General features: G+C 33.0%; 7 protein-coding genes and 1 pseudogene. 2 read left to right on the top strand and 6 right to left on the bottom strand.

Annotated elements, in window-relative coordinates:
• Positions 1-938 precede the first annotated feature (938 nt).
• Positions 939-1,215 (bottom strand): annotated as a pseudogene (locus KHA90_RS00005) (NAD(P)H-dependent oxidoreductase).
• 22 nt (positions 1,216-1,237) lie between these two features.
• Entirely contained in the window at positions 1,238-4,414 is a 3,177-nt protein-coding gene (locus KHA90_RS00010; protein ID WP_213293483.1) for a PAS domain-containing sensor histidine kinase, read from the bottom strand.
• Between the two features lie 943 nt (positions 4,415-5,357).
• Here KHA90_RS00010 and acnA point away from each other — a divergent pair.
• Positions 5,358-8,129, top strand: coding sequence for an aconitate hydratase AcnA (acnA, locus tag KHA90_RS00015; RefSeq protein WP_213293484.1), 2,772 nt, complete (start codon positions 5,358-5,360; stop codon positions 8,127-8,129).
• A gap of 141 nt (positions 8,130-8,270) precedes the next feature.
• Here the strand turns inward: acnA and KHA90_RS00020 are convergent, their stop codons facing one another.
• From KHA90_RS00020 to KHA90_RS00035, 4 genes are all read right to left on the bottom strand, one after another.
• Entirely contained in the window at positions 8,271-8,462 is a 192-nt protein-coding gene (locus KHA90_RS00020; RefSeq protein ID WP_072958530.1) for a cold-shock protein, read from the bottom strand.
• A gap of 209 nt (positions 8,463-8,671) precedes the next feature.
• Complete coding sequence (locus KHA90_RS00025) at positions 8,672-9,082, bottom strand: hypothetical protein (RefSeq protein ID WP_213293485.1); 411 nt, start codon at positions 9,080-9,082, stop codon at positions 8,672-8,674.
• Positions 9,083-9,117: 35 nt separating this feature from the next.
• Positions 9,118-11,685 carry a DUF6892 domain-containing protein gene (locus KHA90_RS00030; RefSeq protein ID WP_213293486.1) on the bottom strand — a complete coding sequence of 856 codons (2,568 nt, stop codon included), beginning with the start codon at positions 11,683-11,685 and terminating at the stop codon, positions 9,118-9,120.
• A gap of 61 nt (positions 11,686-11,746) precedes the next feature.
• Positions 11,747-12,523 (bottom strand): hypothetical protein, encoded by a 777-nt coding sequence (locus KHA90_RS00035; RefSeq protein ID WP_213293487.1) that lies wholly within the window; start codon positions 12,521-12,523, stop codon positions 11,747-11,749.
• A 662-nt stretch (positions 12,524-13,185) separates the two neighbouring features.
• Between KHA90_RS00035 and KHA90_RS00040 the strand changes: the two genes are divergently transcribed.
• A complete protein-coding gene (locus KHA90_RS00040; RefSeq protein WP_213293488.1) occupies positions 13,186-16,503 on the top strand; it encodes a TonB-dependent receptor in 3,318 nt (1,105 codons plus the stop codon).
• Positions 16,504-16,590 lie beyond the last annotated feature (87 nt).

Below are 16,590 nucleotides of genomic sequence, written 5' to 3' on the forward strand. Positions count from 1 at the left end.
TTACTCTTTATTCTTTTGCCCTAACATCTCTGTTAAAGCGGCTGTCAATTCAATATGTCTACGAACGTGTCTTCTTTAATTTCGCTTGTTTCTCAAAGCGGGTGCAAAAGTAGAAAAATTATTTAAAACGGCAAGGAATTTTTGAAGTTTTTTTTGGAAAATTTCTTTTCCTTTTCTTCTCGTTTCCTAACCAATCTCTCAATGAACTTTCCCTGTTTTGCGGGGTGCAAAGATAGCAACTCTCTTCGGATTTACAATACTTTTTACAGCAGTTTTTTTATTTTTTATAAAAATAATTAGCTAACAATCTGATAATAATAAATTTATATTTTATTTTTTTTACACACAGTAGAGAATTTTCTTATTATAGTTATTCTTACCCAAATATTGATGTATTAAGCAAGTGCTATTTTATTAAATTAATAGTAATATTTAGCGACGGCATTAGCTTTAACTAACAAGATCTAAATAACTTTTTTTGGTTGTATTACCTGCTTCTGATGAAAGTTTGCTATGCCGGAATAGATTTTTGCTTCGACAGTGGTAAGTTCCGTGTCTACTATAAAGTAAAATTAACAAAACAGAATGTGATATTCCCAAGCACATTGTGGAGATCATTAAAAATTAGAGTAGCTGTCTCAACACTAAGACAACTACTCTTTAAACATCAATTCATTTTGCTATAGAATTTTTTGTATCAGAATTATCTTTTAAGATTTTAATTGTGCAAAGCAGAATTTTATTTTTTATTTTGATTGAACCATATTATACAAGCATCTACCGCTTTTTTAATAAATTCTTTTGTTTCTCCTTTTTTATAGTTCCGCTTTCATCAAAGAGTTCATTAATTTTAGCAAGATAAACTTCGGGCTGTTGCATAACCGGAATGTTTAAAAAGACTAAACTTTGTCTTAAATGATGATTATCTCCTAAACCACCTACTGCACCGTAGAATTACTGAAAATTGCTCCCGGCTTATCATCCCAAACACTTTTACCATAAGGACGCGAACCAACATCAAGTGCATTTTTAAGCACAGCCGGAAGATCTGTTATATTGAGGTGTAATAAAAATAAATCCGTCAAGCTTTTTCCAACTCATCTCTAAAAGCTGTATACGCACTTGTGGCATTTCATTATTATCGTCAAAATCCTGATTATATATAGGAAGGTCATCTAACCTGATTGTTTTAAACTCTAATCCTTCGGGAGTCATAGTAATTTGATCCCCGCGGAATTTAAGCTTTTGGGTTTACAGGAATTATAATTGTAAAAACTGCACCTTCACCAGATGTACTCTCTGCAAAAATATCTCCGCCATGACTTTGGGCAATCTTTTTACACATCGCTAATCCTATACCTGTACCTTCGTAGTCAGATTTACTGTGAAGGCGTTGAAAAATATTAAAAATGCGTTCAAAATATTCAGGTTCAAATCCTATTCCATTATCTTTTAATTGAATTTTACAGTATTCAATGTTCTTATTTCCCGCGTGAATTTTTTGAAGATCATCAAAATCAGCTTCTTTAGCCGATAAATGAATAATTGGATCTCTTCCTTTTTTTGTGAATTTTAAGGCATTACCAATAAGATTTCTGAACAATTGTGTCATCTGTACCGGATTAGCTTTTATAAAAGGCAAGACTTCGCAATGAATTTTAGCATTTTTTTGTTCAATAAGCAGATCATAATCCGAAACGATATGTTTTAAAATTTCATTTAAGTTAACTTCTTGTAACTGTTCATCGTTTTTAGCTAGTTTTGAATATTCTAATATATCGCTTATAAGGCTTCGCATTCGCATTGATGAATGCATTATTCTACCTATATATTTGTGCGCATTTGCAGTTTCACTTTCGATGAGGCTTGTTTCAAGCATATTCGAAAAAGTAATAATCTTTCGGAGTGGTTCTTGTAAGTCATGTGAAGCTATATAAGCAAATTGCGCCAGTTCTTCATTAGACTGAAGTAATCGCAAATTAGAATCTTGTAAATTCTTGTTTGTATGTACTAATTCATCGCTGGCTGCTGCGAGTTCCTGAGTACGAATTCGAACTTGTTGTTCTAAGGCAATTTTTAATTCCTGCTGTACGGTTACATCCTGAGCTGTTCCATCCATTCTAATTGGGTTTCCAGCTACATCAAATACCGTTTTTCCTTGCGCGTGAAGTATTCGCTTATCACCAGTCACGGGGTGAATTACCGTATATATTTCATTGTAAACTCCGCCAGATTCAGGATTGAGCGCCCAGGCAACGGCATTAGCAACCCTTGCCTGATCCTTATCGTCCAGAATAGGAATTACTCCGTTATAGTCCTTATTCGCAGGATCATATCCAAACCACTCAATAAGACGATCAGAATATGTAAGTCCGTTAGTCGCGACATCAATACTCCAGGTTCCTAACTGCGCTAATTCTACAGCGTCGCGAAGTCCTGCTTCTGCTTCTTGCTGTTTTTGCATGGCATAAACCTGATCCGTTACTTCCATCACTATACAGATCACACCGTATGGTTTATTATGGTCATCAAGTAGCGGTTTATAAGTATAATTATAATACCCAAAATAAGATACTTCGTTTTTTATGAGTTCAATACGTTGGGCAAAAACTTCATAAATTTCACCTGTTTCTAAGACAGTACTGTATTTTTTAAATAAGTCTGTATTCTTTAATTCTGGAATCGTTTCAACAATTGGCTTTCCTAAAATGGAAGCCTCACGCCCAAAAATTTCGAACATTTTTTCGTTTGCCTCCCGCAATATCATATCCTTACCTACTAACACTAAATTGGCAACGGGAGAATTGTAAAATATTTTACGAATAAATTCCTGATTTTCTTCCAGAAGCCGTTTTGCTTTAATTTGAGCAGTAACATCTATGACAACATCTAAAATAGCATATACATTACCATTATCATCCAATAAGGGCTTATAGGTAAAATCGAAGTAAAATGTTCTCAGTTTACCATTAATCATGATATCTGTCCTGGCTCCTTTTTGATCGTACTGCTTTCCTGTTCTGTAAACCTCTTTTAAAATATCAGGAAAGGGCTGATTTACTGCTTCAGGGAAAACGTCAATCATATTTTTACCCAGTACTTCAGGACCTCGACCCCAATGGTCCATAATAATTTTATTCGCAATTTCAATGCGCATATCAGGCCCTACATAAAGGCAAGTACCCACAGGGGCTTCTTCAATTAAAGAACGGAAACGTTTTTCGCTATCTTCAATTTTTCTTCGTGAAGCCAGTTGTTCTGTTACGTCAATAGCCATGTGCAAAACGGTTGAACTGCCTGTTGATTCATTAATACGGTCATACGAAAAATTAAAGTAACGGCGTTCCACCTTTCCATCAATAATTAAATCCACCGGCTGGTCATCACCTCTAAAAGGAATCCCAGTTTTTTGAACCTCAATAACCGTTTGTAGTGCCTTTTGTCCTATAAGTTCCGGCAAGCTTTCAGTCATTTTTTTACCAATGGCGTCTTCCGGAGATTTTTTATTCATAAACTCCAGCATGGGCTTATTAATACTTTCTATAATAACATCTTCACCTCTGGAAAGTAATATAGCAATAGGCGCCTGTTCGATCATATTTCTAAAACGGGTCTCACTTTGCTGCAATAGTTCTTCGGCACGTTTTATATCGGTAATATCACGGGTTGTTCCTGCTATGGCTTCTACTTCACCTTGCTCATTAAAAACCGGTACAAGAATATAATCATAAATCCTGCTTCCTAATTCGGCATGCGGAAAAGATACTGTTCCCCTAACCGCTCTTTTTTCAGCCACTACCTCGTCAATTTCCCTCTCGTGCATTAGTGCATGCCATTCCTCATAACCATTTTCACGAAGACCACGACCAATTGCATCTTCTTCTGTTTTGCCCCACATTGTTAGCAATGCTTTATTGGCATAAATAAATTTGTAGTTTAAGCTAAATACATAAACAAGATCGGGCGTATTGTTGGTAATGGAATCATGGAGTCTTTTTTGTCTCTGCGCACTAGCGAGCGCATCGTTCAAATTTATCTCTGATTGTTTTCTTTCCGTTATATCATCTGTCGTCACTACGATTAAGTCATCATGTTTAACGACTGTGAAACGAAACCAGTATTTCATTTCTTCGCCGCTATAAGACTGCTCAAAGGTTTGAGTAATGCCACTTTGTACTATCTCAATAAATTTTTCAAGAATACCGGTTTCTTTTACTTTGGGGAAAATTTCACTGTATCGCTTACCTTTATAATCTATATCACCAATCCATTTAAAGGTGTAGGCATTTAACAACAATATTAGGAAATCTTCTATCTCTCCCTTATCATTATAAAGAGATTGCATTACGGCGATGCCATTTGAGGAAGAGTTAAAAACGGTTTGAAAGAGGTCTTTATTTTCTATGTGCTCCATTTACTGCGTATATATGTCCAAAAAAGCACAAAATGCTTTTACTTTTAGTTATCTAATATTACTATACTTTAACGTAATTTCTTTAATGATCAAGCACTTTGATTTTCATTTTCAGCAATGAAAATTTTCTAAATGCGCTTGTCTTTTGAGCTGTGTAAAACAACAACTACTGGTATGTAATACTATAAAAATAAAAAAAAGTTGCAAATTTTCAGTGCTCATTTAAAAAAAAACACAATCATTACTCATTATCAATCCTCATTAATTAAAATTTGTGAGTTTTTTCATAACAGTACTTTGCTTATGAATTTATAGAGAGATTTAAAGACCATTAAAATTAAAATGAAAGAACACGCGTCAAAAAACAATTGTGCATTAATTTCTTTAAAAAAAATGATAAATAAAAAGATATAAAGATGAAGATACTTTTAGATTTTTATAGTTACCGTTTAAAGCAATCTAATAATACATTTGAAGATTAGCTATTTCATCTAATGTTTCTTCGCAATTTTTGTTAGAGTATTATAGATTGTTTCTGATGCAATGCTGTGTACTAATTTTAGATTAGATAACACTTTTTAAACCAATTAATTAAGTATATATAAAAAACTTATCTTTATGTAATTATTCCTATTTGAAATAATATAAATGAAAGTTTTCATTAACTAAGAGTTTTCATGTAAATAACAGAAGATAAAATTGTGTTAAGGCACTGTTCCTTTTGATACTATTCACGAAGAAATTTGTAAATTAGTGATATATCGAAATAATAAAAATTACAAGAATCATAATTAACTGAAAATCTGAAACTTAATTGGATGGCAGGATTTTTGAAAAATAATTGCAAGCTCAGTCAAAAAACGATCACTAAAATTATTTCAATATCTGTGGGTCAACTGCAGACATCATCACCTATTATTATTTAAACTAAACATTGTTAATTATGCAAAACGATATCTACCAAATTAAAAGACTGTTAACTACAAAAAACAGAACATTTTCATATTACAGTCTGGCTGAAATGGAAAATCAGGGTTTTAATATCAAGAAAATGCCTTTCTCTATTCGTATTCTTTTAGAAAATGTATTACGTAATTATGATGATTTTGCTATTACCAAAGAAAACATAGAAACTCTTCTAAACTGGAAACCAGAGGCATCGGACAAAGATATTCCTTTTAAACCGGCACGTGTCCTGATGCAGGATTTTACAGGAGTTCCTGCTGTAGTCGATATTGCATCTTTGCGGGCTGAAGCTGCAAGAAGAGGTAAAAATCCAGATATGATAAACCCACTTATTCCGGTAGATTTAGTTATAGATCACTCTGTACAGGTTGATTATTTTGGAACCGAATATTCTTATCTGAGAAATATGGAGGAAGAATATAAACGCAATTCAGAGCGTTACGAATTTTTAAAATGGGCACAACAATCGTTTAGTAATTTTAGTGTAGTACCACCTGGAATGGGAATCTGCCATCAGGTGAATCTGGAATATTTATCAAAAGGTGTAATTGAAAGAAATGGTGAAATTTTCCCCGATACTTTAGTAGGAACCGACAGCCATACACCGATGGTAAATGGAATTGGCGTTATAGCATGGGGCGTTGGAGGAATTGAAGCTGAAGCCGCTATATTAGGACAGCCAATTTATTTTATTATGCCTGAAGTAATCGGACTTAAACTTTCCGGTGAAATTCCACTTGGATCCACCGCAACAGATATGGTACTTACAATTGCCGAATTGCTAAGAAAATATGGGGTTGTGGGTAAATTTGTAGAAGTATTTGGTCCCGGACTTGATAGTCTTAGCGTTCCTGATCGTGCCACTATTGGTAATATGTCACCTGAATTTGGCTGTACTGTAACCTACTTCCCTATCGATGAAAAAACCTTAGAATACATGCGTCTCAGCAATCGTTCTGAAGAACAGATTGATCTGGTTGAACAGTATTGCAAAGCAAATTTATTATGGAGAACAGGAGATGAAACAATTACTTATACTGATATCCTTGAACTTGATTTGTCTACTATAGAACCTACTATTGCAGGACCAAAAAGACCGCAGGATAAAATTTTGCTTAAAAATCTTCAGCCATCACTTATGGACATGCTGGATAAAACTTTTGGTCGAAAAAATTTTCCTCCTAAACAAGTTGCACGCTGGTCCGGTGAAGGTGGTTCACAACCTATAAAAGGGGAAGCTGTAATTCCTGATAATGCAAAAATTGAGGAAAAAATAGAAAATGGGATCAAAACTGTTGCGGTAACTTTGGGGAACGAACAATTTATGCTTTCAGATGGAGCGGTTGCAATCGCAGCGATTACATCCTGTACCAATACATCAAATCCGTATGTTATGATTGGTGCCGGACTTGTTGCTAAAAAAGCAAGAGAAAGAGGTCTGAATGTGAAACCCTGGGTAAAAACTTCACTTGCTCCAGGTTCAAAAGTAGTTACGGATTATTTAACAAAAGCAGATTTACTGGGCGATCTTGAAGCTTTAAAATTTCATGTTGTGGGTTACGGTTGTACTTCATGTATTGGTAACTCAGGTCCTTTGCCTGCTCATATCGCCAAAGCAGTTGAAGATCATGATCTTGTTCTGGCATCTGTTTTATCAGGTAACAGAAATTTTGAAGCAAGAATTCATCCTCAAATTAAGATGAATTTTTTAATGTCGCCAATGCTTGTCGTAGCTTTTGCCCTTGCAGGAAGAGTTGATATAGACTTAATTAATGAACCTTTAAGTTATGACTCGAATCAATTGCCGGTTTATTTAAAAGATATCTGGCCTAGTAATGATGAAATCAACGAAGTATTAAGTGCCGTATTATCGCCTAAACAGTTTGCAAAAAGCTATGAAACTATATTTGACGGTAATGAAACCTGGCAAAATTTAAAAATACCAGAAGAAAAAATTTATGCCTGGAATGAAAATTCAACTTATATTAAAGAAGCGCCTTTTTTTAAAGATCTTCCCGAAAACCCAAAGCCGTTACAAGACATCGAAAATGCCCGAACTTTATTAGTTCTTGGAGACAGTATTACTACAGACCATATTTCGCCTGCTGGATCTTTCAATGAAAACTCTGCTGCAGGTAAATATCTGGTAAGCCGTGATGTACAAAAACTCGATTTTAACTCCTACGGTTCCCGTCGTGGACATGACGAGGTTATGATAAGAGGGACTTTTGCTAATGTTCGTATTAAAAATGCTTTAGCAGATAAAGAAGGCGGTTACACAAAATATCTTCCTACAGGTGAAGAAATGAGCGTATACGATGCATCTGTAAAATACAAAGGCGATAAAACTCCTTTAGTTATTCTTGCCGGAAAAGAATATGGCAGCGGATCATCAAGAGACTGGGCTGCAAAGGGAACTTTTTTATTAGGCGTAAAAGCTGTACTTGCTGAAAGCTATGAACGAATTCACCGAAGCAATTTAGTAGGTATGGGTGTATTGCCTTTACAATATAAAGATGGAGAAAATGCGTTAAGTCTGGGACTTACAGGAAAGGAAACTTTTGCAATATCCGGAATTGCACAAGATATTAAACCTTTAAAAGAGTTATTAATGACAGCTGTAAAAGAGAATGGCGAAAAAATCAGCTTCAATGTTATTGCCAGACTGGATTCTAAAATAGAAATTGAATACTATCGAAATGATGGAATATTGCAATATGTTTTAAGACAATTTCTTGAAAAGGAATAATTGAAGCAGTTAATTCTAGATTATAAACTATAATCTAGAATTGATTTTTAGACACAAAAAAAACCAGTGAATAAACTTCACTGGTTTTACCTTACTTATGTAAAATGGTCAATCTTAAATAGATCAACTCACATCAGTATCTTAAGCTACTACTACGTTTACAGCGTTTGGTCCTTTTTTACCTTCAGCTATGTCGTAACGTACTTCATCATTTTCACGGATATTTTCAGATAAACCTGAAACGTGAACAAAAATTTCACTTCCACCGTTTTTTGGTGTAATAAAACCAAAACCTTTTTCTTCATTGAAGAATTTTACTGTACCTTCTTGCATATTATAATTATTTATAGAGTATAAATGTAGTCTATTTACTAGTACAATTCTCAAAATAAACACATTTCCTTAAAAAAAATTTATTTTTCAAAAAAAAAATCCAAATTATCGGGAACCTTCAAGTGCATGAAGTCCGATATTTATTGGAATTTTGCTCTAAAAATCCTCCATTACAAAATGATTTAAAAATTACAATAATTATCGTTTTTTTAGTTTTTCCCAAACGCTTTAATGCGTATTACAGTAAGATTTCCATATTTTTCAACATCTTCATTTGTCCATTCATATCCTTTGTCCTTAGGTCTTTGGTCAAAATACCAATCCAGAAGTCCTTCTACATATACATATAATCCTATCGTAGTTCCATCTAATGGCGTTTTGAGGAGTTGTTCTCTACTTATAAATCGAAAACAAAAATAAGATGGATAGTCCCGCGTACCTGTCACAAGTTTTATTTCAGGTTTTATTTCTTTTAGTACATCTTTTAAAGGTTTATTGAGAAATTGCTGCTCGTTTGCTTTTAATTTATAAATATCAATTGGCGTTTGAACCATTTGCTGTGCCTTACAAAATGTATGTATTAAAAATACTATTAAGAAAATTTTGATTGTATTTTTCATTCGTTTTTTTGCATATTATTGATCAGGCTATGATTTTAATTTTCTACATGAATTCCCCTATTTCTTAATTCATTTGCCAAAGTCTCATCTTCATCATAAAACAATTCTACTTTTGTAATATTCTTAAAATTGACAAAGTCGTCTGATGATTTTATATTAAATACATCATCTTCTCCGTCCCAAAAGCGGTATAATTCTCCATAAATATCGTCACCGCCATCCTGAATAATTTCTGTAATTTGTTCTGCAAACTTTAAATCAATTTCTAAATTCTCAAAATAGGCTGTTACTTCCGGAATAAAATCGTAACCTTCCTTCTCTATATCAATATCTCGTTTGTCATATAAATCAATAAACTCATAAAGATCAAACTTTGGAGTAATTAATTCTTTTTCATACATCAAAATCTGTATTATGGCGAGTTTAAAATTAAAATCCTTAAACGTTATCTTTTCTCCTTCAATTTTTTGAAAAGCATATTTATCTGATTTCTCTTTTGCTGTCACCACTACTTCAGTTTCGTCATCAGTTTCAATGCTAAATTTTGCCAGAAATTCATTTAGTTGCTTTTGATATTTCTGTTTGGCATCTGTTAAAATTTTTATTGATTTTTTTTGTGAAATAGGTTCCAGATCAAAATTTCTTTTAACCCATTCCAGATATTCATTTCTATAAAGCGGTTCTTGATCTTCATCTAAATCATAAAAACTTACTTCATCATAATCAACACTAATCTCTGTGCCTAAAGTAAGTAAATGAATTAGTTGCTGCGTGTTTTCTGCTACTATATAAACTCCCCCTTCATCTCCAAAAACTACTATTGGACATTTATTTAAATCATTATCAATCAACCAATAGGCATAAGTACTTCCGCTTCCGTTTGCAGATGCGAATTCGATAAAACTATTGTAAAAAGCTTCATCATCAGAATACGATTTTAAACCCGTTTTATCTATTGAATTCAAAGAGAAACATTCTGATAAATTTTCTGCACCATATATATGTTCAATCTCATACAATTTTTTCAAATCAGCCGGTATTTCATGATTACCAAACTGAGTTATAAACTCTTCAAAAGTTAATCTGTTAGCAATATCTTCATCAAATCCTTCAACTTCGTTTACAATTTTTTTCCATATTTCCTTATAAAATTCGACGACATCAATAGGACTATCTATCTTTATGTGTCTAAATTCATCTGTTTCTTTTTCCAGATATAAGACAAAAGGTGAATCATCAATAATTTTAAAAAACAACGTATAATCAGGATGAGAAACATAAATACTATTGCCTGTTTCATTACCATCAGAATCTATTGCAATTTTATTAATAGAAATTTCAGCATTTCCTATTTCAAAATTAATACCGTCGGTTTCACTATTTTGCACGATTTGAGAATCAATAACTTTTTTCAAATCAATCAGGTTTAAACCGTGTCCGTTTGTATTACTGTTTTCGCTATTATTATCAGAAATAAGACTCGCCTTAAGAATCTCAAAAGTTTCAAAAACGGCGTATTTTACTGCACAAAAAACTACTCCGGCAGCTTTTTCACTTTCATAAAACTGATATTTTGGATTTCCGTCTTCTGCAAGATATTCCAATACAACTGTAATTTCGTCTGTATCGATGCAAAATAACGCACGCATTCTAAGATCAAAATTTACTAATTCCTGATTTATTTCGCTGTAAAGCTTTTCTTCGTGTGTAAAAGATTGAAATGAATATTTACAGTTATCATCTTCAATAAATAAAAAACCATCCTTTTTTACATTTTCTGTATTTGATAAAAAAGAAATCATCTTTATAAATTGAGTACAAAAATGAGCATATTCATATTGCTCTTTTTTATTGGTATCAATAAGAGAAACTCCCGCCATAAAATCCTCGTAATAGTTACTATTAAATACATCTTTATTATAATCAGATGAATATTCAATATAACCGTCTTTTACTATATCAGATAATTTATGACTTGAAGGCATGAAATTTTCTAACGTTTTATTAGTACCTTCCTTATCAGAAACTTTATATAAAATCGATATTTCAGGACGCTGTTTGCTGATAAGTGCCTTAACAGTAATGAAATTTTCAAAATGCATTGGCATATCGTCACTATAAACAAGGGTTGCGCTGGTTTGGCCTTTTACAAAAAGTTCACCATGATTGTAATTTCCTATAAGGGAATCACATTGCAAACCGTTACCTATATAATGTACGTTCCCAAATAAGGTAATATTAGGAGCGGTAATTTTACCAATTACAATTAATGCAGGTGAATTATCCGTGTCGTATGAACTAATTACTTTTTGAACAGTTAGGTTTCTTTTAAAGATAAATCCTAAAATAAAGACATCGGGATATTCTTCAGTATTATAATCCATCAAAAATGTGTCCGTATGCACATCATCTTCTGCCATTAAAAAACAAGGATTGTCCTGAAAATCTGGAAAACGCCAAGTGTTTTCAAAGACATCATATATTTTTTCGTCATTGAAATCAGTCAGATCTCTAATAATTTCATGAGCCTGATCTCTATTTATAACTTGAAAAGTGACTCCACTAAATTGCATGGTTTTAAACGGACTTGTTTCTTCTTTCATTGTTTCTTAAAATTATTCCGATATTCTATCTAAAAAAATTGGTTTAAAATAAATACTCCGTTTATTTTTTACGTTCTATCGTTTCAAAATCCAGGTTCATTTCACATTTGCTGTTGAGTACCTGACCTAAATATATTGGATATTCTTTATTATTTTTATCCTTATTATACATAAATATATCACCATAATTGGTCTTTTGTAATATCGAAAATGTCTTTACTTTATATTCCTTACTTTCAAATGCGCCAGCTTCTGATGAAAGTTTATCCCATTCATCCTTAGAAAAACTCATTGGGATTTTTACTTTGCTTTTAACTACATATAAGGTATCACCATTAATACGAAGTAATTTCACCAGCACACCATCAGAAATACCATTTTCAAACCAGGTTGCTTTGTAAATATCTCCTGCCTGAGGATGCATCAATAGCTCAGCATATTCTTTGGCTTTTTCTTTGGTATTACTTTTATTGATGGAGCTTATTCCCATAAATAGTAAAACTATAATAGGTAAAACAAAACACAATGACCAGGGATAAAGTAGTTGCCATAAGGTTCTTTTATGCTTTCGGATATCCTTTATAGCCACAGCAACATTATCAGAATATTTTCTTTTTGAAAATATCGAAGTATCTATTTTTTTAATAACATTACCGCAGTTGGTACAAACAGCACCTGTTTTTCTGCCCATTCCTAAAATAGGGATTCCCATTGCAATGTACCTCATATACAAGGTTAATTCTATGTCATCTTTTTTGCCGCATTCCGGACAAACTTCATTAACAATTAGCTTTGACGTTAATGGTTTTGTTACAATTTGATAAATAAAAACAATCATTTAATACTGGTATTTTTTAATGGTTAAAGGTGTGAAGAAGTGCTAAAATGCTACTGCCAAACAAAAATAAGCTATTTGTTTAGTAATAAAAAGAGAGATAAGCAGCTCATATTTTATAACTATTGACAATAATTAAGCAGTTATTCCCGCTTCATCAACGCATATAGTCCTTTACAACAATTATAAGAAGAAATAAACTGACGAAAATAAAAATTCCTGTAGATACTTAATATATACCAAATGAAAAACAGCTATCTATTTTATAATGTTTGTGGGCTTAATCTCTTTAAAAGCTAAAATTTTTTACTCCTATAATTAAGTCGAAATAAGTTCTGTTTTTAACTGTAAAATATTAATTACGAATATTAAGCAGGATAAAGCATACAAAAATCACCTGTTATAAAATGCTTTTTATAAGCTTAATCGTTTTTTTAATTTAAAAGAAAGTAAAATGAGTAAAAATTTTATTTTACATTTTCTTGCATTATCCGCATTATTAGCATTTTAAGTCAATGAAAAAAGTAATAAATTCAAAAAACTCATATTGAAATAGATAAAATCATTTTAATCCCAACAATAATACATTTTGTTAATGTTGTGTTAACATTATACAGTTAATTTGTTATAATTTTGCCAAAAACAATAAACCAATAACACTAAAAATGAAGAAAATTATTTTTATTATGATTGTCTTTCTATCAGCCTTAGGTCATGCTCAAGTTACGAGTTCGGCAATGTCAGGAACTGTTAGAGCAAGTAAAGGAGAAGCGCTTCCGGGAGCAACTGTTGAAATAGTTCACAAGCCAACTGGAACAAAATACTTTTCTACTACAGATTTTGACGGAGGATACGCTGTTCAGGGTTTAAGACCTGGTGGACCGTATACAGTTAAAGTAACTTACATAGGTTACAAAACAACTGAAATTACCGACATTAATGTTGGTTTAGGAAACAACTTAACTGTAAACGTTAAGATTGATGAAGAACAAAATGCGCTACAGGAAGTTGTAGTTTCAACAAAATCAAAAGGGAATTTCAATAAAGGAAGAACTGGTGCTTCGCAACAGTTTTCAAATAGAGAGATTGTTGCAGTTCCTGTTTTAGGAGCTCGTTCAATTAACTCTGTTACAAAATATAATGCCAATGCTGGTGCCAACGGAACATTTGGTGGTCAGGATTCAAGATTAAACAACTTTACAATTGACGGTTCTGTATTTAATAACGGATTTGGTCTTGGATCAGATTCACAAGCCGGAGGTAGAACTGGTTCTACTGCAATTTCATTAGATGCAATCGAACAATTACAGGTAAATATTGCTCCTTATGATATTCGTCAATCCGGATTTTTAGGATCAGGTATCAACGCTGTAACAAGAAGTGGAACAAATGAATTTGAAGGATCTGTTTATACTTCTACAAGAAGCAATAAAAAAGATTTTATTGGTACACATGCTGGTGATGTAACAATCAAACCAGGTAAATTTGAAGAAAAAATATTAGGAGCCCGTTTTGGAGCACCAATTATCAAAGATAAATTATTCTTCTTCGGTAACTTTGAAACTATTGACAATACAAGTCCTGCTACGAACTTTACTTCTACAGGTTCTCCTAATCCAAGCGGTCAGAACTCACTTCCTACTTATACGGAAATGCAGACTCTTTCTAACTTCATGCAGGAGAAATTTGGTTACACTACAGGTCCATGGGAAAACTATGATTCATCAAAAGAATCAAAAAAATTCTTAGCTAGAATTGACTGGAATATCAACGATAACCATAAGCTTACAGCTCGTTACGTATATCACGATTCATCATCTGATCAGTTAACTTCAAACTCAAACTCATTAGGTTTTGGTAATAGAACAAACAGCGGATTAGCAATGTCTTTTCAAAATAGTGGATACACGATTTTAGATAACACAAGATCTATTGTATTAGAATTAAACAGTAAATTAAGCAATTCATGGTACAATAACTTCATTGCAGGTTATGACAAACAAATTGAAGACAGAGGTTTAATTGGTGGTGGTTTATTCCCTACAATTGATATCAAACAAGGTGCTGCAACTTATATTTCAGTTGGTTTAGATCCTTTTACTCAAGGAAACAAACTTTCTTACTCTACGCTACACTTTACTGATAACTTGACTAAAACTATCGGAAAACACTCTTTAGTATTTGGTGCGAATTTTGAATATTTCAAATCAAGCAACTTATTCTTCTCAGGTTCAAACGGAGTTTACGTTTTTAACTCTTTAGCTGATTTTTATACTGCTGCAAATCAGTCAGCAGCAAATGGTGGAGCTCCATCAAGTGTAACACTTACTTCACCTGCTCGTTTCCAGTACAAATATTCTGCTTTACCAGGAGGTGCTGAACCAATGCAAATATTAGAATCTAACAAATTAGATTTATATGCTCAGGACGAAATGAAATTAAGCGACAGATTTAAATTAACTGTTGGTTTAAGAGCTTCAAGAATCTGGTATGCTGATACAGCATTAGAAAATCCTACAGTTACAGCTATGACTTTTGCTGATGGACAAAAATTCAACACTGGTACAATGCCGGATGCAGCGATTTTATTTGAACCAAGAGTTGGTTTCAACCTTGATTTAAACGGAAATTCTTCAACAATTGTTCGTGGAGGTTCAGGAATATTCACTGGTAGATCTCCAGGTGTTTATTTATCAAATCAAATTGGAAACAATGGTGTACTTACAGGTGTTGTAGATGTTAGTGGTGCTGCTTTAGTTGCAGGAGGATACGGTTTTACACCAAATCCGGCACAATATTTTACTCCGGCTACACCAACAGCTCCGTCAACTTTTGACTTGTCATTTAATGAGAAAAAATTCAAATCTCCTCAGGTTTGGAAAACTACAATGGCAGTTGACCAAAAACTTCCTTTTGGATTTTCATTTACTGCTGAAGGAATACTTCAAAAGAACATCAATGCTATCAATTACTACAATGCTAACTTTGATGGTCCTGTTGGAACTTTCGCAGGAGCTGATAACAGACCAAGATATTCCCGTAATGATGCCGGAACACGTGTAAATGATAACGTTTCAAACGGTATTGTTTTAGCAAATACTGACGCAGGATATTTTTATTCTACAACTTTTAAATTAGAATATCCTTACCAAAAAGGTCTTTGGGGATCATTCGCCTATACACACTCTAACGCTACAGACTTAATGTCTCCGGGATCAGTTGCTTCAGGTTCATGGACAAGTGCAAGATCTGTAAACGGAAATAACAATCTTGAAGTTTCTAATTCAAACAACAATACACCAAATCGTTTAGTTGGAGTTATTGGTTACAGAATTGAATATGGTAAAGCTCTTGGAGGTGCAACTTCTATCAACTTAGGTTATATTGGAGAACAAGCAAGTCCATTTACTTACTCTTATAGTGGAGATATGAATGGAGACAGAGTTAATGGTAATGATTTACTTTTTGTACCAAATAAGGCATCAGATCTTACCTTTGCTCCTCTTACAGTAGTAAGTTCTCCTGTAGGTGGCCCGGTAACTACAAAAATTTATACACAAGATGAACAAAGAGCTGCATTTGATGCTTATATTGATCAGGATAAATATCTTCGTACAAGAAGAGGGCAATACGTTCAAAGAAATGAGTCTACTTTACCAATGTTACACAGATTAGATTTATCTGTTACTCAGGATATATATATCAAAATCAAAGGTAAAAAGAACAGTTTTCAATTTAGAGCTGATATCCTGAACTTTACAAACATGCTTAATAAAGATTGGGGAATTTCACAAAGAGCTACTAATCCAAACGTATTAGCATTCTCTTCTGCTTCAGCTGGTAACGTGCCAATTTATCAAATTGCTACACAAACAGATCCTGATGGAACAAGATATTTGATTAAAAATACTTACCAAAAAAACTCATCAACATTTGATGTTTGGCAAGCGCAATTTACTCTTAGATATACTTTTGGTAACTAATCCTGCCCTTCTTACATCATAAATAAGAATTACAATAATAGAAACCGTCTCAAATTTGAGGCGGTTTTTTTATTTGGAACAAATCAT

Source organism: Flavobacterium psychroterrae, from assembly GCF_018380615.1.
Lineage (GTDB): Bacteria > Bacteroidota > Bacteroidia > Flavobacteriales > Flavobacteriaceae > Flavobacterium > Flavobacterium psychroterrae.